This window comes from Claveliimonas bilis, from assembly GCF_030296775.1.
Classification (GTDB): Bacteria; Bacillota; Clostridia; order Lachnospirales; family Lachnospiraceae; genus Claveliimonas; species Claveliimonas bilis.
On sequence record NZ_AP027742.1, the window covers coordinates 561,177 to 587,279 of the forward strand.

Here is a 26,103-nt window from a genome sequence, read left to right on the forward strand (position 1 = left end):
TGTCATGAAGAAGAAAGCAGAAAAAATAGTGATATATACACTTCTGATCCTATTTGCCATTGTGATTATCGCACCACTCATATGGGTTGTTATTACGGGATTTAAGACAAATCAGGAACTGTTTCTGGAGACATGGAGTCTCCCTGAAGAGTGGAAAATTGAAAATTATATAGATGCATGGGAGTCTGGAATAGGTACCTATCTGAAAAATTCAGTAATCGTAACAGTAGGAGGGACAGTGCTGGCTACATTTTTAAGTTGTCTGGCGGCTTATCCACTGTCCCGGCTGCATTTTACTACAAAACGGCTTTTTGTTCTTCTGATTATGGGCGGGCTTATGCTGGCGCCCCAGTCCTCTGTCATTTCGCTTTACAGAATGGCAAGAGAAATGCACCTGTACGATACATTGACCGGACTGATACTCATAAATGCCGCTTTCAGGATTCCTTTTTCTACATTTCTGATCATGACATTTTATAAAGGAATCAGTAAAAGCCTTGATGAGTCGGCAATCATTGATGGGGCGAAAACGAGGCAGATTTTTTGGAAAATCATGATGCCGCTGTCAAAGCCTATTATTGCATCATCGGCCATTGTATGTGTACGTGCTATTTGGAACGAATTGATGTTTGCAAATGTTATGCTTACAAGCAGTGCTAAAAAAACTATTCCAGTGGGCCTGGTTAATATGCAGGGAATGACAACGACAAACTGGACAGTGCTGATGGCCGGGATGGTGATCGCTTCAGTTCCGCTTATCGTGATCTTCCTTGTTTTGCAGAAACAGTTTATACGAGGACTGACGGCAGGAAGTGTAAAGGGGTAGAGATGTTTAAATATATATCTATGAAGCAGATTGCAGCAGGAAACTATACCTATCCTTTGTATACGTTTGAATATTTTCTGGAATCCATGCTTCGGCTGGGAGTGGAGAATATTGAGTTGTGGGCAGCAGGACCGCATTTCTATCTGGGTGATTTCGATACGCCAATGCTGAAAGAACTGAAAAGGAAAATACAGGTCAGGGGCTTGCATACGATATGCCTTACGCCGGAGCAATGTGCTTATCCTGTCAATATAGGAGCAAAGGAAGGATATATACGAAAAAGAAGCATGAAATATTTTTACAGGGCGATAGAAGCTGCTGATGTCATGGAAATTCCGGCTGTACTTGTGACACCCGGGGATGGATATCGGAATGAATGTAAAGAAGATACATGGAAGTATACTGTGGAAAATCTGCAGATTTTATCCGATTATGGAGCAAAGTACGGGAAGATCCTGTATCTGGAACATCTTACGGAACAGACCACAAACATAGCAGTGTATGCCAGCGAACTTGCGGCTCTTGCATCGGAGGTGGATAGAGACAATCTGATCTGTATGGCGGATACGGATATGATGGGGCGCTGCGGTGAGACGTTGGAGGATTACTTTAAGGCAACAGATGGGAGATTGGGACATGTTCATTTTGTAGATGGAATGCCGGGCGGACATTTGGCTTTGGGAGACGGGAAACTTCCTCTTGCTAAATTCCTGGAAGAATTAGAGAGGGCTTCCTATAAGGGTTATATTACTTTGGAAATAACAAATGAAATCTATTATCTGGATCCGGAAAAGGCAATCGGCAAGAGCTTGAGATGGTTAAAGCAATATATAAGCTAAGGAGGAAAGAGATATGGAAACTCGTCGGATTATTGAGGAAATTTCAGGTCAGCTGAAAGAAAAAGGCGGGATTAGAAACGTTGTGTGGATAGCGGCCGGAGGCTCTAATGGAGGAAATTATCCGGCTCACTATTTCATGCAGCATGAGGCGGAGAAAATACAGTCACAGATGTTTACCAGTAATGAGTTTGTACTGGATCCGCCGAAATTTGTAGATGAAAATACAGTGGCAGTCGTTACATCCATGCGCGGGACGCCGGAGACATGTACGGCGGCGCAGAAGGCCAAAGAACTGGGAGCGGTTACGATCGGGCTCTATGTTCAGGAATCCTTTCTGACAGAAGTTTGTGATTATAAAATGCAGTATGACAGTATTATGTTTGATGAATCAGACCAGAGCAAAACCAATGCGGCGATCGGTATGAGAATTGCCATGGATATTGTGGATGTGGAAGAAGGATATAAAGACTATGCAGACGCCATGGAGGCATATGATATTCTGGACAAAGTTTATCAGGACGCAAAAGCATACTGCATGCCATTGGCACAGAAATGGGCCGAAGACAATAAGAACCAACGGATTATTTCTGTAATGGCAAGTGGGCCTTCTTACGCGGCAGGATATATTTTCTCAATCTGTAATATTATGGAGATGCTGCAGATCCAGTCACCCACAGTCAATAGCTGTGAATTTTTCCATGGCCCCTTTGAAGTGCTTGACAAAAATCAGTCGTTTTTCCTGCTGGTTTCTGAAGGAAAGACAAGAGCGGCTGATGAGAGGGCAAAGAAATTTCTGAAAGAATACGGAGGAGACAAGGTTTATATCCTGGACGCCAAAGAACTGGGAATTAATCGGTTTAAAGATAGTGTATGTGGATATTTCAATCATATGCTCTTCTCACCGATTCTCAATAATACTTATATGAAAGCCCTGTCGGAAACGACGAAGGTTGATTATCTGACAAGACGCTACATGTGGAAAGTAGAGTATTAGTAAAAAAGAGACTGCAAATGGGCAGTCTCTTTTTTCCCTGCGGAGTCCTCCTATATGGTATAATAACCACATCGTGGTTATTATATCTGCGTGATTCACGGCCTGAAAAGTAAAAATTGATTACGAGGAGGATGAGAGAAATGGAAAGTGGAAAAATTATACAAGTGGAGGAAAAAGTGCCATTTCGGCTTTTGGTTCCGCTTAGTATTCAGCACATGTTTGCTATGTTTGGGGCGTCGGTCCTTGTACCCTTTATGTTTGGAATCAGCCCGGCAGTTGTATTGTTTATGAACGGTGTGGGCACACTTTTATTTATCGCTATCACAAAGGGAAAGGCGCCTGCCTATCTGGGGTCGAGTTTTGCATTCCTTGCTCCGGCTGGGCTGGTGATCGATAAAATGGGATATGAGTATGCGCTGGGCGGATTTGTGGCAGTCGGATTCTGCGGCTGCGTTCTGGCGCTGATCATTTATAAATTTGGATGTGATTGGATTGACGTTGTACTGCCTCCGGCTGCTATGGGTCCGGTGGTGGCTTTGATCGGCCTGGAGCTTTCCGGTTCTGCAGCAAGCAATGCGGGACTTTTGGATGAAAAGATCAGCACCAGCAATATCATTGTATTTGGAGTAACATTGGGAGTTGCTGTATTTGGCTCCATCCTATTTAGGAAATTCCTTTCTGTTATTCCGATTCTGATTGCTGTCATTGCCGGATATATCGCCGCTATTTTATGCGGGATTGTAGACTTTACCGCCGTTTCAGAGGCATCTTTATTTGCACTGCCTAATTTTATGCTTCCGAAATTCAGTGCAGAAGCTATTATTACAATCTTGCCGGTTATTCTTGTGATCACATCTGAGCATATCGGGCATCAGGTTGTTACCAGCAAGATCGTGGGAAGAGATCTTCTGCGGGATCCGGGGCTTCACCGCTCTTTGCTGGGGGATAATTTATCTACAATGCTTTCCGGTCTGATTGGCGCGGTCCCGACTACAACATACGGAGAAAATATCGGAGTCATGGCAGTAACCAAGGTGTACAGTGTAAGAGTCATTGCCGGCGCCGCGGTTCTGTCTATTATCTGCTCCTTTGTCGGCAAACTTTCCATGCTGATCCAGACAATTCCGGGACCGGTTATCGGAGGGATATCCTTCCTTCTTTACGGAATGATCGGAGCATCCGGTATCAGAATCCTTGTAGATTCCAGGGTGGATTACGGGCGGTCCAGGAATCTGACACTGACCAGTATTGTATTTGTGACAGGCTTGTCCGGAATTGCGGTAAATATCGGAAATATCCAGCTTACCGGCATGGTTCTGGCATGTATTGTAGGTATGATATTAAGCCTTATTTTCCACCTGCTGGATAAACTGAATCTGACAAATGACAGGGAATAGCGGTGTTAAATAAATCCGGCTATTTATGCCGGAAAAAAGAATAAAACAAGAATAAAAATTTCTCCGGCTGCAGAACCTGTAAAGAGAAACAGTACAGACAGGAGGCTTTTCATATGCTGGAGGAATTGAAAAAAGAAGTTTATGAGGCAAATATGCTCCTTTTACAGTACGATCTCGTGACATTTACCTGGGGAAACGTAAGCGGGATCGATCGGGAAAAGGGGCTTTTTGTTATTAAACCAAGCGGAGTAGAGTATGGACAACTTGCTCCGTCAGATATGACAGTTGTGGATCTGGAGGGAAACAGAATAGAGGGAAGATACCGGCCTTCTTCAGATACGGCAACCCATGCGGCGCTGTACCGGCGATTTCCGGAAATAGGAGGCGTGGCTCATACCCATTCTGTCTGGGCAACCAGCTGGGCACAGGCGGGCCGGGACATTCCATGCTATGGGACGACTCACGCAGATTATATTTACGGGGAAGTGCCTTGCGTGAGAGAACTGACTCCAAAAGAAATTGATGAAGATTACGAAAAAAATACCGGACTTCTGATTGCGGATGAATTTTCTCTCCGTAATATAGGCTACCTGGCAACCCCGGCAGTGCTGTGCAGAAATCATGGACCGTTTACCTGGGGGAAAAATGCCGGAGAGGCTGTATATCATGCGGCGGTTCTGGAAAAAGTTGCCAAGATGGCGGCTCTTTGTGAATGGATCAATCCCGGAAATGATCCGGCGTCTCAAAATCTGCAGGACAAACATTATTACAGAAAGCACGGCGAAGAAGCATATTACGGACAAAGAGAATGAAGGATGGAAAAGAGAAAGGAGCGGCAGGGGGATTAAAGATCCACGCCTGCCGCAATATCTTCCAATACCTCTTCTACGGAATCTGTTACATAGGTGGAATAGTATGCAATGCCGGGAGCAGCGCTTGACATAGAATAACTTGTACCCGCCAGCTGCAGCATTTCCACATCGTTATACTGATCTCCGAAGGCGATGCATTCCTCCGGTTTTATGTGCAGATGATCCATAAGAACCTGAAGGGCGATGCCTTTGTTTGTGCCTGGCGCGATAAAGTCCACCCATCTGTTTCCGGAAGTGACAATCTTTATTTCGGAAGAAAACAGTTGTTTCATATAAGCTTCGCAGTCAATACTTTTCTCAAAATGAAGAACGGCTATTTTCAGAAAAGGCTCAGGCACATCTGTTTTAAGGTTTTCTACCTGCATAACATCGAATTTCATCTCATCCAGAAGATAATGTATGAATCTGGGATCGGAAGAATCTGTATAGAGAGTTTCCACTCCTGATACAATACAGTTGCAGCCCGGATAATTGTGGACAGCATCGATGATGCGCATGGAAAGGTCGTGATCTATGGATGACCGGGAAAGCATCTGGCCGTTGTGGATACACAGAGAGCCGTTTTCTGCAATATAGGAAATGCGATCGGCAAAAGGTGCAAAAAGCCTCCTTAAGTTGTTGTACTGTCTTCCGCTGGCAGCAGTAAAATGGATGCCATTGTCGAGAAGTTTTTCGATCAGCTCTATCGCCTGCCGGCTTACTGTCTGTGCACCTTTTTGAAGCAGAGTTCCGTCAAGATCGCTGGCTATTAATTTTATCATAGTTCTGTTACACTCCTTTAAGATAGACATTGCTATTCATACAGCAAGACATTATAATGAAGTTGGGATCAAAAGCCCCAACCACTTTTGAGCAAGCTCATGTGGGCCGGGACCTTTTGAGCCTGGGATCATTATAATATAAGAGCAGAAATTTTTAAAGCAAAGATTGGAGACGAGGACATGAAAATAGGAATAGGAAACGATCATTCAGCAGTAGACATGAAAAATGAAATCGTGAAGTTTTTACAGGATCTTGGCTATGAAGTAGTAAATTATGGGACAGACTCCACCGAGAGCTGTCATTACCCGGTATATGGAGAAAAAGTTGCAAGGGCTGTGGTATCCAAAGAAGTGGATCTTGGAATTTTAATATGCGGTACAGGTGTCGGAATATCTCTTGCAGCCAATAAGGTGAAAGGCGTAAGAGCAGTTGTATGCAGTGAGCCGTACACAGCAAGATTATCAAAACAGCACAATAATACCAACATTCTTGCTTTTGGCGCAAGAGTCATCGGCATTGAGCTTGCGAAGATGATCATAGAGGAGTGGCTGAATGCAGAGTTTGAGGGCGGCCGGCATCAGGAGCGTATCGATATGATCACGGCGATTGAAGAGAGGGAAAGATAAAAAATAGAAGCAGAAACAGTAAAAGTAAAAGGAAGCAGACCACATGGTGATTTGCTTCCTTATTTTATTCTTGGGAAAAACCCCGCTTAACACAGTGCTCCATCACCGATTCCATCTGGGGGGATACCCATTTGTTCCGATGGTACAGGAGCTGTTTCCACACTTCGATTTCCAGGTCTTCCGCGGGAAGAAGAACCAGCTTTCCCTCGGCAACTTTTTTTGCGGTTACATAATCCGGAAGAAGAGAAATTCCAAGGTTTTGTTCCAGTAAAGCACAGATAAGATCTGTGCTTCCGATTTCCAGAATAGGATGAATTTCCAGAGACATCTCTGCCAGCCGCTCATCCAGAAGGCGGCGGTAGCTCATTCCCTTTTCTGTCAGGATAAAAGGATGGCTGCAAAGATCCCGGACAGAAAGCTTTGCTCCGAGGGGAAGGGGATACCCGGCGCCGGCTGCAAAGTGTACGCCTACTCGTTCTTCTTTTACGATCACATATTCTGTATTGTAGATATGGCTGTCCAGGGTGAGAACAAGATCTGCCTCGTTGTGGTCTACGAGCGTCAACATTTCACCGGTTCCGGCGGTGATAATTTTCAGTGCGATCTCAGGATAATTTTTTTTAAAAGAAGCATAATTTTTGCTGAAAATGGAACTGCACAGAGAATCTGCCATTGCCAATCTTACATGACCGCGGATGGTTCCTGTTTCCTGCATGTTTTCCTGAAGTTCCAAAGTCAGTTTGTTGACTTTGTGAGCGTAATCCAGGACTTCCCGGCCTTTTTCAGTTAAAGCTATGGTGTGATTGACACGTTCGAATAACTGGGAATTTAATTCACGCTCCAGCTGTCTGATCTGAAAGGAGACAGTGGACTGAGAAAATCCCAGCTTTTCGGCTGCTTTTGTAAAACTGTTCAGTTCGGCTACATAGATAAAAGTTGTCAGATTTTTGATATCCATTCTGTTACCGCCTTTACCATCTAATTTTTAGATTCATATCATCATAATTATTAATTTTACAGATGTTCCTTTCTATTATATACTATGGGGAAGAGAAAAACAAATACAGTGTCATTCAATAATGGCGAGAGAGAGAAAGGATACATATAATGGAGATTTTAAACGCGGCCGGTCAGGCGGTTGTGCGATTTTTTGAAACAATTTATGCGATGTTATGGGGAGATATTGTAACTATCCCTCTCCCGGGAGGAAGCAGTCTGGGATTATCGCTGCTGGTTATTATCCTCGTTCCGGCAGGCATATATTTTACAGTACGTACTAAGTTCCTGCCGTTTCGACTTTTTCCGGAAATGATCAGGGTTACGGTGGAAAACAGGACTTCTGCAGAACAACATGGAATTTCCGGTGTGCAGGCGCTGATCGTATCTACGGCTACCCGGGTAGGAATGGGGAATCTGGTAGGAGTTGTTGCGGCTATATCAGCAGGAGGCGCCGGAGCGGTATTTTGGATGTGGGTTATTGCCCTTCTTGGATCGTCTACAGCATTTGCAGAAGCGACTCTGGCCCAGATATATAAAGAAAAAGATCCTCTCTATGGAGGATATAGGGGAGGGCCGGCTTACTATATTCATGCTTTGTTTATTACAAATAGGGGGAGCAAAAGAAAGAAATCTGTGATAGCAGTTCTGTTTGCTCTTTCCGGTCTTCTTTGCTGGTGCGGAATCAGTCAGGTCATCGGAAATTCGGTTTCGTCTGCATTTGACAATGCATTCCATATCCCGCCTCTTTACTCTACCGTTGTACTGGTAGTTTTGGCGGCTGTGATCGTTCTTCGGAAAAATGCGACAGTAAAGGTACTGGATATCATGGTGCCTGTTATGGCAGCTTTGTATTTTATTATTACTATTTTTATCATTGTCATAAATATCCCGCAGCTGCCGGCTGTGTTTGCCAGAATTTTTGAGGAAGCGTTCGGGATCCGTCAGGTGGCGGCAGGAGGGTTTGGCGCAGTTTTGATGAACGGAGTGAAAAGAGGGCTTTTCTCCAATGAAGCAGGATCCGGATCAGCTCCTTGTGCAGCGGCGGCAGCGGATATCAGCCATCCGGCGAAAGAGGGGCTTCTGCAGGCTCTTGGAGTATTCATTGATACTCTGGTGATCTGCACCTGTACTGCAATGATCATGCTTCTGACTCCGGAGGAATTGACAAATGGTCTGCAAGGAATGGATCTTCTGCAGACGGCCATGAGTTATCATCTTGGAGAATTTGGAGTCATATTTATTGCTGTGATTTTGTGGCTGTTCAGTTTTTCTACCTTTATTGGGATTCTGTTCTATGCCCGTTCCAATGTAGCCTACCTGTTTGGAGATAACTGGAGATCACAGACATTGTACAAGATTCTGGCGCTTGTTATGTTGTTTATCGGCGGGCTTGCGGCATATACTTTTGTATGGGATCTGGGAGATACAGGCATCGGACTGATGACAATATTCAATATGATCGCTCTTGTTCCGCTGGCGAAAGAAGCGGTAGGATCATTGAAAGATTATGAGAGGAAGAAAAAAGAATCCCGGTAATAACTAAAAGGCGGGTATATCGCATTTTGCGATATACCCGCTTTGTTGCGTAAGCCGTTTTTTTAAAGTCCTGCCAAATGCAGCAGAATGCCTGAGATAACTGCAGCAGCGTAGAGAAGTACAACAAATTTGAGACATTCTTTTTTACTGCCGTTTACCTTAAAAAGAACGATCAGTCCGATTCCGGCGTTGGTACAAAGGCCTGCTATCACAGAAGCAAAGGAGAGAGCGCCTCCCAGATAAAGTTCTGTTAAAAGGACAGAAGCGGCGCAGTTGGGGATAAAACCAAGGAGCGCTGCCAGGAACGGCTGAAAGATGCTGCCCTGTAAAAGGAAGGAGGAAACGGACTCCAGACCGGCAGCCTCAATGACAAAAGTGAGGATTCCGGTAAAAACAAAAATATAGGCAAACAGCTTTACAGTATGATTCAGAGCCGGGCGGATAATGCCGTGATGATCATGGCAGCCGCAGTGGTGGCACAGATCACCGATTTCCTTTTTTGTACAGATGAAACGGGCAAAGAAAATATCGGCCAGATATCCTGCAATAACCGCGATAATTACCTTTACAATGAGAAGAAAGAAAATATCCCTCTCATAGCCGGGATGGGCCATGAGGATAAGAAGCGCTTCGTCTGATGTGGCAAGAAATACAGCCAGGAGTGTGCCAAGAGAAACGACTCCGCCTGCATAAAGGTTGGCTGCCATGACAGAGAAGCCGCATTGAGGTATACAGCCGAACAGAGCGCCTACAATGGGACCTGCCTTTTCCAGTTTGATAAGGGTCTGCCGGATCCATGAGCTGGAGTAGTGCTCCAGCGCTTCCAGGAGAAGGAAGGCGACAAACAGGAACGGCAGCATACGGATCGTATCATTTACAGTGTGTATAAAAACGTGTTCCAGTAATTCCATGTAAACTCCTTTTGAATCAAAACTCACGATATCTTGAAAATATTAGCAAGTTTCATGGGAAATGTCAAATAAAAGTTAGATGAAACGAACTATATTTTTCTGGTATATCCGGCCAGCCATTGTTTCTCTTCTGATGTCAGATAAGGAGAAAGTGTCTCATAAACTTTCTTATGGTAGGAGTTAAGGATTTGCCGTTCAAAATCGCTGATGAGCGAAGGATCCAGGGCGTCCAGATCTATGGGGGCCAGAGTGAGAGGCTCAAAGCACAGGAAAGTTCCATAGTCTGTCCTTTCTTTTTCCAGACACAGCAGTTCGTTTTCCAGACGGATCCCATGTTTGCCGGAGATGTAGACGCCGGGTTCATCGGTGGTGATCATGCCGGCACGTACCGGTACAGGGTCTGCGCCGCTTCGCATTCTCCAATTGAAGCTGTTTGGTCCTTCGTGTACGTTTAATAAATGCCCCACTCCATGTCCGGTGCCGTGGAGATAGTCAAGACCCTGCTGCCACAGAGGAGTTCTTGCCAGAGCATCCAGGTTCTGAAAGCAGACTCCTTCCGGAAATACTGCAGACATAAGGCTTAGCATACAGCGAAGAACCAGGGCGAAATGCTCTTTTTCCTCAGTGGTAAGGGGACCGAGGGCAAAGGTGCGGGTAATGTCAGTAGTTCCTTCGATATAGTGTCCGCCGGAATCTACAAGATAAAGGCCCTGGGCTTTCAGAGGAATATCGGTTTCTTTTGTGACCGCATAGTGGACAATAGCTCCATGAGGGCCATACCCGCTGATAGTCTCAAAACTAAGCCCCAGGTTCCCGGGAGCGGCTTTTCTTAGTCCATCCAGATAGGCTGCAGCGCTGGCTTCGGTGAGGGAATGTCCATTTTGAATTTGTTCTTTCAGCCATTTCATGAAACGAACCATGATAACGCCGTCTTTGATATGAACCTTTTTACTCCAGGAAATCTCAGTTTCGTTTTTCACAGCCTTGAAACCAGTAACCGGATCCGGACCGCACAAAATAGAAGCGCCTCCCTCTTTCAGAATATGAAAAAGAGTATAATTAAGCTGGGATTTTGAAAGCAGTACGCTGCTGTTGCTATAGCGTCTGATGAAATCATAAACGGAATCATAGGGAAGGATCTGAACGTCCTGCCTTTCGATATACCGGCAAGTGTCCGCATCCAGTTTTTCCATGTCTGTAAAAAGAAACGCCTTCTCTTTTTCAATGACTGCATAAGATAAAAAGACAGGATTATAGTCCACATCGCTGCCTCTTAAGTTAAAGAGCCATGCAATCTCATCCAGTGCGCATATGATATGGGTGTCTGCGCCTCTTTTCACCATTTCCTGGCGAAGAGCCGACAACTTGGAGGAGACGGACTGCCCCGCATAAGTTTCTTCATAAATCCAGATTTTTTCTTTGGACATAGACGGCCGATTTTCCCAGATAGTGGATGCCAGGTCAAGAGAAGCATCCAGGCGGATCTGCTTTTTTGCCAGTGTCTCAGCCAGTTCCTCACCGGCAGAGGCGGAAAGGGTCCGTCCGTCAAAGCCGACACAGCTTCCGGCGCTTAAGCGGGAAGTCAGAAATTCTTCGACGGAAGGGACTCCCGGCATCTGCATTTTATAGAGTGTGATACCGGTGCCTTTAAGCTGCTGCTCTGCCTGAAGAAAATAGCGCCCGTCTGTCCAAAGACCTGCCTCATCGGGCAGGACCACAAGGGTTCCAGCCGATCCTGTAAATCCGGACAGCCATGCGCGGAATTTAAAATGCTCTCCTACATATTCAGAGAGATGATAGTCGGCGGTGGGAATGTAATATGCAGATAATTGCTTTTCTGCCATGACGCTGCGAAGCAGAGCCAGGCGCTGATTGATGATCGTATTCATTAAGAGGCCTCCATTTCTTTGCTGTCATTTTCACCTATAAATAGACCATAACACCGGATAAGAGGAAAAGTCAAGGGAGCGGACAGCCTGTGATTAAGCTGTCCGCTCCCTTGCAAATTGCATGGTGAGTTTTATGTAGTTTTATGCCTGGAGGCGTTTCAGCAGTTCTTTATGCTGGATCGCACCCTGGTGGTCTGCCTGCATCTGAAGCACCATATCCAGCATGCCGGAAGCGGTGCTGTAATGTTTCAGACCGATCTCGCCAAGAGCTATAAGGTAGCGGCAGTATATGGTATTCCTCATCTGGATGTTATTGGGGAATACTTCCAGTTCCGGCAGGGAGACAGCAAAGTAATCATAGGATACTTTGTCAAAGATATGTTTTTCTCCGAAGGCTTTCAGCTGGTGGTAATCCCGCTTTGCTTTGTCGGTCTGCCCCAGAGCGTCTTTGGCAAGCCCCTGATAGAGAATGGTGTCCGAGGGCTGGTCATTGTAGTACAGTGCAACGGAAGGCTCGGAAAGGCCCTCGGATGCACGGATAAAGTATTCTTTGGCCTTTTCCTGTTCGTCCATCGCTTCGTAGCAGCGGCCGATGTAGTATTCTGCCATATTATCCTGTACATTCGGCAGCTTCCCTTCGCCCAGATTATCCGGATAAGTAAAGGTGTCAGTAAGAAGCCGGATTGCGTCCTGGTAGTTTCCGGCATCCATTTCCTGAAGGGCTTTTTCTGTGAGGGCATAGCGGTACTGACCGCTTACTTTGCCTTCTCCGCCTTCCCATGGATGGAAGATATGTCCTTTCAGGCAGGTGAGCGCTTTGTCATACTGTCCGGTTTTGTTCAGCAGTGTAATGTATTCCAGATAGAGGACATCTCTTTCTTCCAGAAGATGCGGATACTGTTCAAGGACGGACAGCCGCTCTTTGACAGAGACATTATTTTTGGCAAGGAGCTGGTCGTACTCCTGAAGGAAACGGGGATAAGACGGATCCAGTTCCAGCGCTTTCTTCATGACATCCAACGCTTTAGCGGGATCTTTTTCTTTATTATAGTAAGCAATGGCAAGATTGCGGTAAGGCATTGCGTAAGTTCCGTCTTCCTGAACGGAAGTTTCCCACTGGGCAGCTGCAGCTGCGTACTGCTTTTTGTCATAGAATAAAAGTCCAAGATAGTAGTGTGCATACGGAGCAGTGCCAAGAACCTTTACTGCATGCTGAAGAATGACGATTTCCTCTGCTTTATTTGGGAAACAGTAGTCAGGGTTCGCTTTTTCAGCCTTCATAAAAGCGGTAGCAGCCTTCTCATTATCCTGCATTTCTGTAAATACAAAGCCCTGGTAGTAGAAAGTCATAGGTGTTTTTTCCGGTGAGGCTTCCAGAATATCTGCAGCGTCCTGGTAGAATCCCGCCTTCATATAAAGAAGGGAGAGTTCCAGGTAATTGTGAGAAGGAGAGCGCATTACATTTACCCAGGCATCCATGTCATTTTCTGCTTTTGCATTTTCGTAGAGACAGCCCATGGAAAGCGGATCGATCTCAAGGCTTTCCGCCAGGAAGCTCTTTGTGTCTCTTTCAAGAGCACGAAGAATAGCAGCTTTCAATGTGCGGGCGTTCATGTTGTGCCAGTTGTAAATGAGAGATTTGTCAATAAACTCCAGTGCCTGGCTGTAGAGGCGCTTCTTACAGCTTAAGGCAGCCAGCTGATAAAATCCTCCGCTCTGTGTTTCCATGCTCCAGGTGGATTTATAGAAAGCATCAAAGGCTTTTTCATCTTCGCCTAAAAATCTGAGGGCAAGCCCGAGATTAAAGTAGCTCTCTCCGTAGTAAGGATTGGGATTTTTCCAGGTCTGTTTTTCGATGGCTTTTTCAAAATGTTCTTTGGCTTTTTCAAAATGGCCTCTCTTGAGAAGAAGCAGACCATAGCCGTTGTTCAGGCGGATATCGGTAGGATCACGGCGGAGTCCTTCTTCATAATAGTCTGCCGGCTCATAGGTTGCATGGCGGTACTGCTCCAGATGCTGTGCCCCTAAGAAAAGTTCCTCTGTGGATTTCAGTTCTTCGGGAGCAGCCAGCGGAACTGCCGGATCCGGGGTGGGTTCCAGTTCTTCTTTTATGGCCTGATAGCTTACTAGGATTTCGTTCTGCTCGGTTGTCACAGTTACTTCACAGCCGTCAGCGCTTGTAAGGTCTGTGGCAAAGGAATCTTCAAAATATTCACAGGGGTCAGCGTTCAGTGTTGTTTCATAGAGCAGTGCTCCGTTTCTGGAAACAGTCAGACGAAGATTGTCAAAGCATCCGGATGTATAGAGGAGAAGATTGGCGGTTCCATCCTCTACGGTAAAGTTGATCATGGCATCCTTGGTTGCATTTTTCACTCTTCCCACGCCTTTGTAGGGCATGAAATATTGTACAAATGTTTTTTCCTCATAAGGCTTCAGCCACGTAAAGTCCGGCTGGTTGTCGGCAAAAACGCCGGTCATCAGTTCGATATACGGCCCGTCAGCGTCAGTGAGGTTGCGGTCCCAGGCACGTCCGAAATCAGCATTTCCCCATGTCCACTGTTTTTTGCCGGGAGAGATGTGGTGGTCTGCCACATGGAGAAGACCTGCTTTTTTCTCTTCGTCATAGTTTCCGATAAAGTCAAAGTCAGAATGGGCTGCCATATAGGAAGTAGGAACTTTGATATTTTTATACATGGAAATATCGATTCCTGCGGAGTAATCATATTTATAGTATTCTCCCGTTGCAATAGGGAAGGTAGATACGGCGCGTTTTCCGTGATCCATTACCGCGTGCACATCCGGCGGAAAGACAGAGTAGGTATGGTCATTTACCGGAACGGCCGGATTTGCCCACCACAGAAATGTCTGGGGAGTATCTGTGCCGTTGAACAGACGCCCCTTGATCTCTATGTAAGCTTTATCGGGATACAGGGTAAAGGAAGCCATTCCTTTTGTGCCGTACATTTTATCGGTCTCGCTGACAAAAACAGTGGCGGAGCCATCTTCGTTTTTGCAGAAGGAATAGTCTACAGGAGAATAAGTGCTGGGGCGATGGTGCTGGGGCCAGTTAAACTCGATTCCCCCGGAGATCCAGGGGCCGGTAAGTCCCACAAGAGCCGGTTTAATCACGTGATTGTAATAGACAAAATCATAGCCGTTAGTTTTGTCATAGGCTCGCTGGATCCTTCCGCCAAGTTCCGGGAACACCATGACTTTCAGAAAATCATTTTCCAGAAAAACAGCATGATAGCTTACATCCTCTTTTTCATCCGAAATCTTCTCCGTGACAGGGAGGGGGTATACTTTTCCGCTGCTTCCCTGATATGCGCGGTTCTCAATAAACAGAGGCCCTTTTTCCGGCGGATAAACTTTATAAGTGGGGATAACGACATTTTCTTCCCAGACATTTACTGATGCGTTCATAATATTCACTCCTTATTTGTTGTGATTGATCTGTTGTCATTAAAGTATCATATCTGTCTTTTGGGAAAAATATCATATCGTTTGTAATGATGGACAATATTCCATAAAGTTGCTATTATCATAACATGATGGAAAAAAACGAGAAAAAGAAAAAAGACGGTTTTGTGGATGAGCAGTATTTTATCATTCCTACAGAGTCCTTTGGAAACTATGCAGGGCATCCGCTGATAAAGGGGATGTACCTGACGGATATCGGATTTTTCCCCAGGGCGCGCCACCACTACAGAGAAAGGGAGGAGGGGACACCGGAATATATTCTGATCTATTGTGTGGAGGGTGAAGGCTATATCCATGTGGGAGAGGAAAAATACGTGCTTCATGAACGGGAGGCGTTCTGCATTCCGGGAGGCCAGGGACACAGGTACTATGCAGATGAAAAGAATCCATGGAGTATTTTCTGGATGCATTTTAAAGGGGAGAATGTGGGATATTTCCCGTTAGAGGAAAAGAAAGTGACAAAGATCAATTCCCGACATGCCCAGAGCCGGATCATTACGCTGTTTGATCTGTTGTTTCAGGTGCTGGAGCGCAACTATACGCTGGGAAATTTTATCTACATTTCCCAGGTGCTCATGCTGATCCTTTCAGAAATTTATTTTCGGGAAAAGGCAGATGAGGCCAGCGAACAGAACCGGCATGTCACAGCAGCGGTGAGATATATGTACAAACACCTGCATGAGAATCTGAAACTGCAGGATATTGCCGATGAACTGAAGCTGTCGAAGAGTTATATCAATGCCGCTTTTAAGAAATATACCGGCCGTGCTCCGGTGGATTTTTTTATTAATCTGAAGATGCAGGAGGCCTGCAAGCTTTTGAAATCCACCAATCTTTATATTGTGGATATCGGACAAAGACTCGGCTATAATGACCCTTACTATTTTTCGCGGATCTTCAAAAAGATGGTAGGCGTTTCTCCGAAGGAATATCGGGAAAAAGAGCTGATCCAGCCATAAGAAGTTCATTTCAGAAGGTACAGTCATAAGAAACGAAAAAATCACCCTTCTGTATGAACGTTTGCCCCGCGATGATGAGTTACAGGGCGAGAGCATCTCCATATCGAATACTCTTTTTGCACACAGAAAACCGCCGTACAGGCTTTCCTATACGGCGGCAGACAAGTTTATTTGCCGAACAAGTCGCTGTGTGTCCCGGTGCGGGTCAGCGTCAGCACCAGCACATCATCCTCGATACGGTAAATGAGTAGCCAGTCTGGGAGAATGTGACATTCCCGATGGCCTATCCAATCGCCGGACAGATCGTGGTCGCGGTTTTTATTCGGCAGCGGTTTTCCCATCGACAGCAGCTCCACGACCTGTTCCAGCAATTCAATTTTCAGGCCTCGCCTGATTGCCCGCTTGTAGTCTTTTTTGAAAATGGTCGTATACTTGACATTGTACTTTGTTTTCTTCATTTTTTGAGGTCGGCAAACAACTCATCAAGGTCATTGTATCCCTTTATAGACGGGTCTTTTGCAATCCTTTCCGCTTCCATCATGGCAGCAATTGTTTCCTTGTTGGGCTGTTCCAGCTTCACTTCAAAGGGAATACCGCCTTCACGAAGAGACTGGCGCACAAAGATATTGAACGCCGTAGTTAGGTTCATGCCCAGCTCATTGAAAAGAGCATCGGCCTGTGCTTTCAGATCCGCGTCCATGCGGATACTGATGTTTGTGGTATTTCCAGCCATATCATCAACCCCTTTCTATCAGTACTTTTAGTATATGACGTTTGCACGAAGAAAACAATACTTTGCACGAATATTTAACTGCAAATTCATAGAAGGGAGTCGGAGTCGCAGCTAAATCCTCGCTTATGGCTAAACGCCATATGTCTATCTTCGCCATTCACCCTTTTACAAGTAAACTTGTACGGGTGTCTGGCTTGATAGACGCATGGCTGAATAAATAGTAATATAGTCCATCAATTTGAAGGATAATTAATTTTGGATGTGATCTGAAAGTATTAAGATATGGGTAAGAAATCATTCAGTGATTCGCGGAAGTTCTTTGTTTGGGAACCCGCATTCTTAAGTATTCATTTAAGGAGGAGAACGGATATGAGTTATGAAGTGCCAAAAAAAATGATCGGTATGAAACTGCCGGGAGGCGACCGGGTAGAGCAGGTGGAACAGGATGTGCCGAAGCCGGGATACGGACAGGTGCTTTTGAAAATGAAGGCAGCAAGCCTGTGCGGAAGTGACCTTAAATTTATTTATCATGAACATACGGATAAGACCGGGGGAGCAAGATATGACAACGTGATCGCAGGACACGAGCCCAGCGGCCAGGTAGTACAGGTAGGAGAAGGCGTCCTGGATTTTAAGGAAGGCGACAGGGTAGTTGTATACCATATCCAGGGATGCGGATACTGTGACGAGTGCCGGAAGGGATTTTTCATCAACTGTCAGCAGCCGGAGAGACGGGCTTACGGATGGCAGAGAGACGGCGCGCTTGCAGAGTATATGGTAGCGGATGTGTCGACCTGCATTCATCTGCCGGAATTTCTTACTTATGAAGACGGTGCCATGATCGCCTGCGGATTCGGAACAGCATATCAGGGACTTTTGAGGGCGAATGTATCAGGACGCGACCGTGTTCTTGTTATGGGACTTGGCCCCGTAGGACAGGCGGCCCTGATCCTGGCAAAGGCTATGGGAGCCGAGACGATCGGCGTTGATATTGCCAAGGAGCGCCTTGAGATGGCAAGACAGATCGGAGCAGATCAGGTATTTATGGGTGATGACGATGCAGTGAAAAATGTGATGGAATATACAGGCGGCAAGGGAGTGGAAGTTGCCATTGACTGCTCCGGAAGCGCTATCGGACGGCACAGATGTCTGGAGGCTGCAAGAATGTGGGGGCAGGTTGTGTTCCTTGGAGAACAGGGCACGGTATCTTTTGAACCAAGTCCGCTTCTGCTTCACAAAAATCTGACTCTTCACGGATCCTGGGTAACATCCGTGGCAAACATGGAGCGCCTGGTTGAATTCCTTGACCGCAAGAAGATCCATCCAAGCCAGATCATTACACATCGGTATCCTCTTAGCCGGACAGAAGAAGCATATCGTGTATTTGCCACAGGAAAGACGGGAAAAGTGTGTGTAAATATGGAGATGGAATAGAAAATGAGCAATTTAGAGAAAATTGTAAAGTGGCTGGGAACGACTTCTTATGAAGGCGTCGTTCTCGGAAGAAGAGATAATTTCAAATGGATCACAGAAGAGAACGCAAATGCAGTAGTGACCAATGGGGAAGTCGGTATTGCATTTCTTGTGATCGAAAAATCCGGGAAAGTGAAGATGATCGCTGACAGCAGCGACTGCCCGAGAATGAGTGAAGAGCAGAATGCTCTGGGGGCAGAGTGTATTCTTGCCCCGTGGTATGAGACTCTTGACGGCTTTCTTGCAGACTGCTGCAGGGGAAAGAAGTATGCTTCCGATACAGGTATTTCCGATACTGTATATGTCCAGGGAGAGCTTGTGGATCTTCGGATGCAGCTTAGCCAAAAAGAGTTGGAGCGGTATCGGGAAATCGGACAGGAATGTGCCCGGATCGTAGAGAGAGTAGCGAAAGATGCGCGTCCCGGACAGACGGAAAATGAAGTGGCAGCTATGCTGAAGTGCCGGTGTATTGAAAAGGGCGTCAGCCCGGACTGTGTCCTGGTGGGAAGCGACGACCGGATTTTGAAATACCGCCATCCCGTTCCTACAGATAAGAAAATAGAAAAATCTTTAATGGTAGTTCTGGGAGGAGAAAAATACGGACTGAACATCAGTATGACAAGGATTGTCAGTTATGGAAAGCCAGATAAAGAGATTGCAGCGAGAATGAAAAAGACCCAGTATATTTTTGCATCTATGCAGAATATGATGGAAGATGGAATGGCATACAGTGAATATTTCCGGAAGGTGCAAAAGCTTTATGATGAGGCCGGGTGGCCTGACGAGTGGAAAATGCACCATCAGGGAGGACCTACCGGATACGGCTGCAGAGAATTTGTGGTCACGCCGGATACAAAAGGCGCTCTCCGGGAGGGGCAGGCTTATGCATGGAACCCGACAATCCTGGGGACAAAATGTGAGGAGACAACCTATCTGAAAGATGGACGGGTTGAGATCCTGACAAGGACTAAGGACTGGCCGTGCACTGTTGTGGAGACAGAGTACGGAAGCCTGGATGTGGCAGATATCCTGATAGTGTCTTAAAATCAATGTGTCTGAAATAGCATCTTGTTTGAGGGCTATAGAATCAGCCTATAAGTATATACGGAAAAACAATTGGCTTTTGTCCGATAAGCTTACTATACTTAGTGATAGAGAAAATGTTCTTTGCAAAAGAAGAATTAGGAGGTAAAGAATTATGTCTATTACAGCTGAAACAGCCAAACAACATGCAAATGATCCAGCAGTATTGTGCTGCAGAGCGGAGGCAGGGATTACAATTGAAGCAGCAAATCTGGAAGATCCGGCCATCTTTGACGAACTGGTGGATTCAGGGCTCCTGTCATTGGAAGGATGTCTGAAGATTGGACAGGTATTGGGAGCAAAGCTTACAAAAACGAGTGATTCTCTTTCACCTTTGACCCCTGATAATGTAGAAGGGTTCAAAGATACGGTAGAATCAGAAGAAGAGACTAAAGAAGAGCAGGCGGAAGCGCCGGCAGCTGTGGAAGCGGCAGCAAGCGTTCAGGGAGCGGTTGCAACAGTAAAGGGAGGAAAAGTTGTAATTTCCATCAAAGAAGGAAAGGATATTTACCTGGAACTTCCTGTTTAGAGAACATATGACGGCAAAATGGCAGAGGATGTCCTGAAAATATAATTCAGCGGCATCCTTTTTTGAGTGTTCTGATTTTGTTTTGCCGGTGGATGTAAGAATTTAGAGGAAGTTGAACAAATAGAAAAGAAAATGGAGGAGGAAATTATTGAATCTGTACAAATATAGTGCATATAATAAATATGCCTTTAACAATGGAGAAACGGTGAAAAAAGAGAAATGAAAGGGAATGCAAGTAATATCCAAGTTAAACAGTTGAACAGAAACCGAGTGTTTCGCTATATTAACAGCAGAGAAAAGACGAGCATGCCGGAGATTGCAATGGCGCTGCATATCAGTACGCCTACCGTGCTTTCTATTGTAAATGAGCTGGAAAAAAGACAGATGGTAGAGGTAAACGGCGAGTTTGAATCTACCGGAGGAAGAAAAGCCAAGATCCTTACTGCTGTAAGGAACAGCCGATATGCGGTGGGGCTGGATATTACGGCAAACCATGTGAGCATTACATACACAGATCTTTCCGGTCGTGCATTGAATCACAGAAGGATTCGCAAACCCTTTGTCTATTCGGATGATTATTTTGCGGAGTTAGCCCGCCTGACAGAAGAGTTTGTGAAAGAATGGGATGTGCCTCCGGAGAAAATCGAGGGAATGGGAATTTCCATGCCGGCTATTATTAACAGCAGGGAGCAGATCATTACTAATTCTCATGCGCTGGGAGTCTATAATGTATCCTGCAGGAGCTGGACCGAGAAAATGCCCTATCGGTGTGATCTTGTCAATGATGCCAATGCAGCGGCGGTGACGGAGATCAGTGGCAGGAGAATACCGGGAAATATGGTATATTTCTCTTTGAGCAATACGGTCGGAGGAGCAGCTCTTTTTCGTGATGATCTGGGAAGGATCAAATTCTGGTCGCCATGGCAGGGAGATACTTACAGTCTTTATGAGGGAGACAATTGGAGGAGCTGTGAATTTGGTCATATGGTGATCCATCCGGGAGGAGAAAGGTGTTACTGCGGAAAAGAAGGATGTGTAGACGCCTACTGTTCCGCTTTGAAACTGGCAGACAGGACAGAGGGAAATCTGGAGAGATTTTTCCTGGAAATGGAAGCGGGCAATGAGGAGTTTCAGAAGGTATGGGAAGAATATCTTCAGAATCTGGCAATTGCTGTTGATAATCTCAGGATGTGTTTTGACTGCCGGGTCGTTCTGGGAGGATATGTGGGAAGCAACATTTCCCCTTATATAGACAGGATCCGCAGGCTGGCAGCGGAAAAAAATATTTTTGAAAAAGACGGAAGTTATATTGACGCATGCAGGTATCAGAAGGAGGCTTCGGCTCTCGGAGCAGCCATCCTGCAGATAGAGAGGTATATAGACACGATATAAAAGTGTCTTTTCCTTTCGACACTTTATTAAATACATTATTAAAGTATAAAATAAAAATCAGGAGGACATTGTGATGGAAGGAAATATGAAAGTTGCTGTGATGAACGGAATTGGAAAGATGGGATATACCGAAAGACCAATTCCTGTTCCGAAGGATGACGAGGTGTTGGTAAAACTGGAATATGTCGGAATCTGCGGCAGCGACATGCATTATTACGAGATGGGAAGGATAGGAGACTATGTGGTAGAGCCTCCGTTTGTTCTTGGACATGAGCCGGGAGGCACTGTTGTGGAAGTCGGAAAAAATGTGACTCATTTGAAAGTGGGCGACCGTGTTGCCCTGGAGCCGGGAAAAACATGCGGCAAGTGCAAATTTTGCAGAGAAGGCAAATATAATCTCTGTCCGGATGTTGTCTTTTTTGCTACTCCGCCGGTAGACGGAGTGTTCCAGGAGTATGTGGCTCATGAGGCTGCTCTTTGCTTTAAACTTCCCGATAATGTGAGCACACTGGAGGGAGCTCTGATCGAGCCTCTGGCAGTTGGTTTTCATGCGGCGAATCAGGGAGGCGCTCATATCGGACAGAAAGCAGTTGTATTTGGAGCGGGATGTATCGGCCTTGTATCTATGATGGCTTTAAAAGCAAGCGGAGTATCAGAAGTATATGTGGTTGATATTATGCAGAAGCGGCTGGACAAGGCTATGGAACTTGGCGCGGACGGCGTGATCAACAGCAAGGATGTGGATGTGCTGGAGAAAGCAAAAGAACTGACAGACGGAGAAGGTTTTGACCTTGCCATTGAGACTGCCGGAACTGAGATTACCACAAATCAGGCCATTCAGGTCGTAAGGAAAGGATCCAATATAGTTCTTGTCGGTTATGGAAAGACAGGCATGATGAATATGATGATGAGTCTGGCTCTGGATAAAGAGATTACTTTTAAGACGGTATTCCGCTACCGCCACATTTACCCGATGGCAATTGATGCGGTGGCACAGGGAAAAGTAAATTTGAAAGGAATTGCAACACATATTTTTGACTTTGATGACATCCAGAATGCCATGGATCGAAGCATAAATGAAAAAGCAGAGATTGTGAAGGCTGTTGTGAAAATTGCTAAATAATACCCAGATTGCTAAATAAATAACATTATGCAATTTGTATAAAATGTTAAAAAAATAATTGTGAAATATTGCATCTTGTACAAAGAAAAAGAGTTGTATATAATTAAATGCATAAAATAGATTTGTAAAACCATTTTATTAAAGAAATAAATAAAACTAATTTCTTTAATAGGAAAGGCTGAAAGGAGCAAAGAAAATGGGAATTATTGAAAGCATGAGACTTGATGGAAAAGCAATCTATGTAACAGGAGGCGCAAGCGGAATCGGAAGATGTGCGGCAATGGCTTTTGCAGAGGCAGGAGCTGATGTGGCGATCGTAGATATCAATCTGGAAGGAGCTGAAAAAGTAGCAAAAGAAATTGCAGATGCTACAGGCTCAAAGACAATTGCGATCCAGGCGGATGTAACCAACCAGGAACAGGTTGAAGCTATGGTTGCAAAGGTTGTTGAGACATACGGAAAGCTGGATGCTGCTTTTAATAACGCCGGAATTTGTATCAATGTTCCAGCAGAAGAAATGACATATGAGCAGTGGAGAAAAGTAACCGATATCAATTTGAACGGAGTATTCCTGTGTGCAACAGCAGCAGGAAGACAGATGATGAAACAGGGATACGGTTCCATTATCAATACAGCTTCCATGTCAGGACATATCGTAAATGTACCGCAGCCACAGTGTGCATACAATGCATCTAAGGCAGGCGTGATCCTTCTGACAAAATCTCTTGCTGTTGAATGGGCGAAAAAAGGCGTCCGCGTAAACTGCATCAGCCCGGGATATATCGGAACAGAGCTGATCCTTGAGGCAGAACACCTGAAACCTCTGATGGCACAGTGGAATGAGATGGCTCCGATGGGAAGAGTTGGAAAACCGGAAGAACTTCAGTCAATTCTGGTATATCTGGCAGGAGATACAAGTACATTTACAACAGGATCGGACATTGTTGTGGACGGAGCATTTACCTGCTTCTAAAAACTTCTAAAGGCCAGAGGTTATTTATTGCGATAGCTATTAGCAGAGGCTATAAAATTATTTATTTTCAAGGAGGAAAATGTATGAAGAAGAAAGTTGTAAGTATTTTGCTGTGTGCGGCTATGGTTTCAGCAATGGCGATGGGTTGCTCATCAGAAGCGCCGGCAAGCGACAGCGGAAGCGAAGACAGCGGTTCTGAGGAAGGCGGGGATGGTTCTCTGACGATAGGAATTACGATCCAGTCCCTTAAGAACGACTACTGGGCAGGCGTTATGTCCAAGCTGGAAGAACTCATGAAAGACAAAGGATATGAGTATACTCTGATCGACTGTGAAGACAACGCTGCAACACAGGTTGGACAGATTGAGAACTTTGTTACAACAGGTGTGGACGTAATCATGGTTCATCCATCCGATCCGGACGCTATTGAAACGGCTTGTAAGGAAGCCCTTGACGCCGGTGTAAAAGTAATGTGCTGGGATGATGAGATGGAAAACACCACAGCCAACTGGGTACTTGACAATACAGCCCTCGGTGAAGAGATCGGAAAGCTGGCTGCTGAATTTATCAACGAAAACTTTACAGCAGATGATAAAGCAGAAGTATGCGTTATCGGATATCCTTCTACAAAGGTTCTGTTAGAGAGACAGCAGGGTATTGAATCCGGACTGGAAAAATACTGTGAAGATAACTATGAGATCGTAGCAACAACAGAAGGTCTGGAAGCTCCGGAATCTCAGACAAACGTTGAGACAGTTCTTCAGGCGCATCCTGACTGCCAGGTATTCGTTGGAACAGGTGCAGGCCCGATGAACGGCGCAAACCAGGCACTTCTTCAGCACTACGGCGGAGCTGGAAAAATTCCGGCAAATGTTGGAGTATTTACAACTGACGTTACAATGCAGCAGTTAGACTCCATCAAAGCTGGCGATGAAGCAGCAAAAGGTATCGTAGGATTTGAAGGTTCCAATACAGATACAGCATCTGCTTGTCTGGAAATGATTGAGAAAGTTGCAGCAGCAGGCGATGATGATTTCCAGGGAGAAGATCACAATACATTCAGACCGACATCTGTTATCAACATGGATAACATTGATGATATCCTCGCAGGAATGTAATAACAACCTTCGGTAACAGGAAGACAAGATAGAGGCGGTGTATTCCGCCTCTAAATAATATAAGCCACAGGGGGACGAACATGAGTGAAGAATATGTATTGCAGTTACAGCATATAAGAAAAGAATACCCGGGTGTTGTTGCGCTGAAGGATGTTACATTGGAGTTGAAACCGGGAGAGATACTGGCCCTTATCGGCGAAAACGGAGCCGGAAAATCTACCCTGATCAAATGTTGTTCCGGAGCAGTTATCCCCACCTCCGGGAAGATTATAGTCAATGGAAAAGAATTTACAAGCATGACACCGCAGCTGGCAGCAGAGAATGGAATTGCGATTATTTACCAGGAATTTAATAACGTAAAGGAACTGTCGGCAGCAGAAAACTTATTTTTGGGAAGGCCTATTAAAAAAGGAATTGTTATCGACAAGGCGGCTATGGAGAGAGAGGCTGCCAAAGCGTTTGAACAGTTGCATATTAAAATTGACCCGAAGGCTCTGATGAAGAATCTGACCGTCGGATATCAGCAGATGGTGGAAATTGCCAAGGCAATCCAGCAGAATGCGAAGATACTGATTATGGATGAACCTTCCGCACCTTTGACAAGCGCGGAAGTTGAAAGTATGTTTGAAGTGGTGGAAAGACTTCGGAAAGAGGGAGTTTCAATTATTTATATTTCTCATCGTCTGGAAGAAATCTACCGTCTGTCAGACAGAATTGTTGTTCTTCGTGACGGCGAATACATCAAGACTCTTATTACAAAAGAGAGTCATGTCCAGGAGCTGATCAAGCTTATGGTAGGACGTGAGCTGACACAGACCTATCCGCCGAGAGGAGACTGCATAGACGAAAATGAAGTAATACTGGAATTGAAAGATGTGACCGGAAACGGTGATAAAAATATCAGTCTGAAGGTACATAAAGGTGAGATTCTCGGTCTTGGAGGCCTGGTTGGAGCGGGACGTACAGAACTGGCGCAGATGATTTTCGGCGCAGTAAAAAAACAGTCCGGAGAGATATATTTTAAAGGCAAGGAAATTAATCCCAAGAGTCCGAGAGAAGCAATTGATATCGGAATTGCCCTTGTACCTGAGGACAGAAAGCGTCATGGCGCACTTTTGGGAGTGTCTATTAAAAACAATATCAATATGCCGATCTATCAGAGAAACTCGACTTTAAGCGTGATCAATTCCAAAGTTGAGAGAGAAACTGCAGAGAAATATGAAAAGAGTATGGCGATCAAGACTCCGTCGCTGCAGCAGCTTGTCAAGAATTTAAGTGGTGGTAATCAGCAGAAGGTTATTCTGGCGAAATGGCTGGCTGCTGATGCAGAACTGATTATTGTTGACGAGCCTACAAGAGGTATTGACGTAGGCGCGAAGTATGAAATCTATAAGCTGATGAACGAGCTGGTAGAAAAAGAAGGAAAGGCGATCATCATGATCTCTTCCGAAATGGAGGAGCTTATGGGTATGTCTGACCGTATTGTTGTTCTTTCAGAAGGAAATATGACCGGTTCTCTGGAGAAGAGTGAGTTCAGCCAGGAAACGATCATGGCATATGCATCCGCAGCGAGAATGGAGGAGGGTTAA

General features: G+C 45.3%; 22 protein-coding genes and 2 pseudogenes. 17 read left to right on the forward strand and 7 right to left on the reverse strand.

Features of this window, described 5'->3' with window-relative positions:
* The first annotated feature begins 4 nt into the window (after window positions 1–4).
* The 5 genes from R2J37_RS02660 (at window position 5) to R2J37_RS02680 (ending at window position 4,868) form a co-directional block, all read left to right on the forward strand.
* Window positions 5–826 (forward strand): carbohydrate ABC transporter permease, encoded by an 822-nt coding sequence (locus R2J37_RS02660; protein WP_256194093.1) that lies wholly within the window; start codon window positions 5–7, stop codon window positions 824–826.
* 2 nt (window positions 827–828) lie between these two features.
* Window positions 829–1,665, forward strand: coding sequence for a sugar phosphate isomerase/epimerase family protein (locus tag R2J37_RS02665; RefSeq protein WP_256194095.1), 837 nt, complete (start codon window positions 829–831; stop codon window positions 1,663–1,665).
* Between the two features lie 13 nt (window positions 1,666–1,678).
* Window positions 1,679–2,659, forward strand: coding sequence for a sugar isomerase (locus R2J37_RS02670; RefSeq protein ID WP_256194097.1), 981 nt, complete (start codon window positions 1,679–1,681; stop codon window positions 2,657–2,659).
* A 140-nt stretch (window positions 2,660–2,799) separates the two neighbouring features.
* Window positions 2,800–4,056 carry a uracil permease gene (uraA, locus tag R2J37_RS02675; RefSeq protein WP_230107198.1) on the forward strand — a complete coding sequence of 419 codons (1,257 nt, stop codon included), beginning with the start codon at window positions 2,800–2,802 and terminating at the stop codon, window positions 4,054–4,056.
* Window positions 4,057–4,169: 113 nt separating this feature from the next.
* The gene (locus tag R2J37_RS02680; protein WP_316266159.1) at window positions 4,170–4,868 is read left to right on the forward strand and encodes an L-ribulose-5-phosphate 4-epimerase; all 699 of its coding nucleotides are present in this window, start codon (window positions 4,170–4,172) and stop codon (window positions 4,866–4,868) included.
* 32 nt (window positions 4,869–4,900) lie between these two features.
* Here the strand turns inward: R2J37_RS02680 and R2J37_RS02685 are convergent, their stop codons facing one another.
* Complete coding sequence (locus R2J37_RS02685) at window positions 4,901–5,689, reverse strand: HAD family hydrolase (protein WP_316266160.1); 789 nt, start codon at window positions 5,687–5,689, stop codon at window positions 4,901–4,903.
* 180 nt (window positions 5,690–5,869) lie between these two features.
* Between R2J37_RS02685 and rpiB the strand changes: the two genes are divergently transcribed.
* On the forward strand, window positions 5,870–6,316 hold the full coding sequence (gene rpiB, locus R2J37_RS02690; protein ID WP_230107196.1) for a ribose 5-phosphate isomerase B: 447 nt from the start codon (window positions 5,870–5,872) through the stop codon (window positions 6,314–6,316).
* A gap of 64 nt (window positions 6,317–6,380) precedes the next feature.
* Here rpiB and R2J37_RS02695 read toward each other — a convergent pair whose 3' ends face one another.
* On the reverse strand, window positions 6,381–7,274 hold the full coding sequence (locus tag R2J37_RS02695) for a LysR family transcriptional regulator (RefSeq protein WP_316266161.1): 894 nt from the start codon (window positions 7,272–7,274) through the stop codon (window positions 6,381–6,383).
* Between the two features lie 149 nt (window positions 7,275–7,423).
* On the opposite strand from R2J37_RS02695, the gene R2J37_RS02700 reads away from it, so the two are divergent.
* Window positions 7,424–8,851, forward strand: coding sequence for an alanine/glycine:cation symporter family protein (locus R2J37_RS02700; RefSeq protein WP_316266162.1), 1,428 nt, complete (start codon window positions 7,424–7,426; stop codon window positions 8,849–8,851).
* A 62-nt stretch (window positions 8,852–8,913) separates the two neighbouring features.
* Here the strand turns inward: R2J37_RS02700 and R2J37_RS02705 are convergent, their stop codons facing one another.
* From R2J37_RS02705 to R2J37_RS02715, 3 genes are all read right to left on the reverse strand, one after another.
* Window positions 8,914–9,762, reverse strand: a complete 849-nt coding sequence (locus R2J37_RS02705) for a putative manganese transporter (protein ID WP_230107192.1) — start codon at window positions 9,760–9,762, stop codon at window positions 8,914–8,916.
* Between the two features lie 89 nt (window positions 9,763–9,851).
* Window positions 9,852–11,651 (reverse strand): aminopeptidase P family protein, encoded by a 1,800-nt coding sequence (locus tag R2J37_RS02710; RefSeq protein ID WP_316266163.1) that lies wholly within the window; start codon window positions 11,649–11,651, stop codon window positions 9,852–9,854.
* Window positions 11,652–11,792: 141 nt separating this feature from the next.
* Entirely contained in the window at window positions 11,793–15,074 is a 3,282-nt protein-coding gene (locus R2J37_RS02715) for a DUF5107 domain-containing protein (protein ID WP_316266164.1), read from the reverse strand.
* Between the two features lie 125 nt (window positions 15,075–15,199).
* Between R2J37_RS02715 and R2J37_RS02720 the strand changes: the two genes are divergently transcribed.
* Window positions 15,200–16,090, forward strand: a complete 891-nt coding sequence (locus R2J37_RS02720) for a helix-turn-helix domain-containing protein (protein WP_316266165.1) — start codon at window positions 15,200–15,202, stop codon at window positions 16,088–16,090.
* Window positions 16,091–16,115: 25 nt separating this feature from the next.
* Window positions 16,116–16,199: pseudogene (locus R2J37_RS15305) on the forward strand (recombinase family protein); the annotation flags it as partial.
* 58 nt (window positions 16,200–16,257) lie between these two features.
* Here the strand turns inward: R2J37_RS15305 and R2J37_RS02725 are convergent.
* Together R2J37_RS02725 and R2J37_RS02730 are read right to left on the reverse strand one after the other, a co-directional pair.
* Complete coding sequence (locus tag R2J37_RS02725) at window positions 16,258–16,548, reverse strand: type II toxin-antitoxin system YafQ family toxin (RefSeq protein ID WP_256194111.1); 291 nt, start codon at window positions 16,546–16,548, stop codon at window positions 16,258–16,260.
* The gene (locus tag R2J37_RS02730; RefSeq protein WP_256194113.1) at window positions 16,545–16,823 is read right to left on the reverse strand and encodes a type II toxin-antitoxin system RelB/DinJ family antitoxin; all 279 of its coding nucleotides are present in this window, start codon (window positions 16,821–16,823) and stop codon (window positions 16,545–16,547) included. Before R2J37_RS02730 ends, R2J37_RS02725 begins: the two co-directional genes overlap by 4 nt.
* A 369-nt stretch (window positions 16,824–17,192) precedes the next feature.
* Here R2J37_RS02730 and R2J37_RS02735 point away from each other — a divergent pair, with 369 nt between their 5' ends.
* The 8 genes and pseudogenes from R2J37_RS02735 (at window position 17,193) to R2J37_RS02770 (ending at window position 26,103) form a co-directional block, all read left to right on the forward strand.
* Entirely contained in the window at window positions 17,193–18,257 is a 1,065-nt protein-coding gene (locus R2J37_RS02735) for a zinc-dependent alcohol dehydrogenase family protein (RefSeq protein WP_316266166.1), read from the forward strand.
* Between the two features lie 3 nt (window positions 18,258–18,260).
* Entirely contained in the window at window positions 18,261–19,340 is a 1,080-nt protein-coding gene (locus tag R2J37_RS02740; protein ID WP_316266167.1) for a M24 family metallopeptidase, read from the forward strand.
* Window positions 19,341–19,494: 154 nt separating this feature from the next.
* Window positions 19,495–19,905: pseudogene (locus tag R2J37_RS02745) on the forward strand (D-proline reductase (dithiol) proprotein PrdA); the annotation flags it as partial.
* A 222-nt stretch (window positions 19,906–20,127) separates the two neighbouring features.
* A complete protein-coding gene (locus R2J37_RS02750; RefSeq protein WP_230107186.1) occupies window positions 20,128–21,300 on the forward strand; it encodes an ROK family transcriptional regulator in 1,173 nt (390 codons plus the stop codon).
* Between the two features lie 73 nt (window positions 21,301–21,373).
* Window positions 21,374–22,423, forward strand: coding sequence for an NAD(P)-dependent alcohol dehydrogenase (locus tag R2J37_RS02755; protein ID WP_230107185.1), 1,050 nt, complete (start codon window positions 21,374–21,376; stop codon window positions 22,421–22,423).
* A gap of 196 nt (window positions 22,424–22,619) precedes the next feature.
* The gene (locus R2J37_RS02760) at window positions 22,620–23,396 is read left to right on the forward strand and encodes an SDR family oxidoreductase (RefSeq protein WP_316266168.1); all 777 of its coding nucleotides are present in this window, start codon (window positions 22,620–22,622) and stop codon (window positions 23,394–23,396) included.
* 83 nt (window positions 23,397–23,479) lie between these two features.
* Window positions 23,480–24,514, forward strand: coding sequence for a sugar ABC transporter substrate-binding protein (locus tag R2J37_RS02765; RefSeq protein ID WP_316266169.1), 1,035 nt, complete (start codon window positions 23,480–23,482; stop codon window positions 24,512–24,514).
* An 80-nt stretch (window positions 24,515–24,594) separates the two neighbouring features.
* Window positions 24,595–26,103 carry a sugar ABC transporter ATP-binding protein gene (locus R2J37_RS02770; RefSeq protein WP_230107182.1) on the forward strand — a complete coding sequence of 503 codons (1,509 nt, stop codon included), beginning with the start codon at window positions 24,595–24,597 and terminating at the stop codon, window positions 26,101–26,103.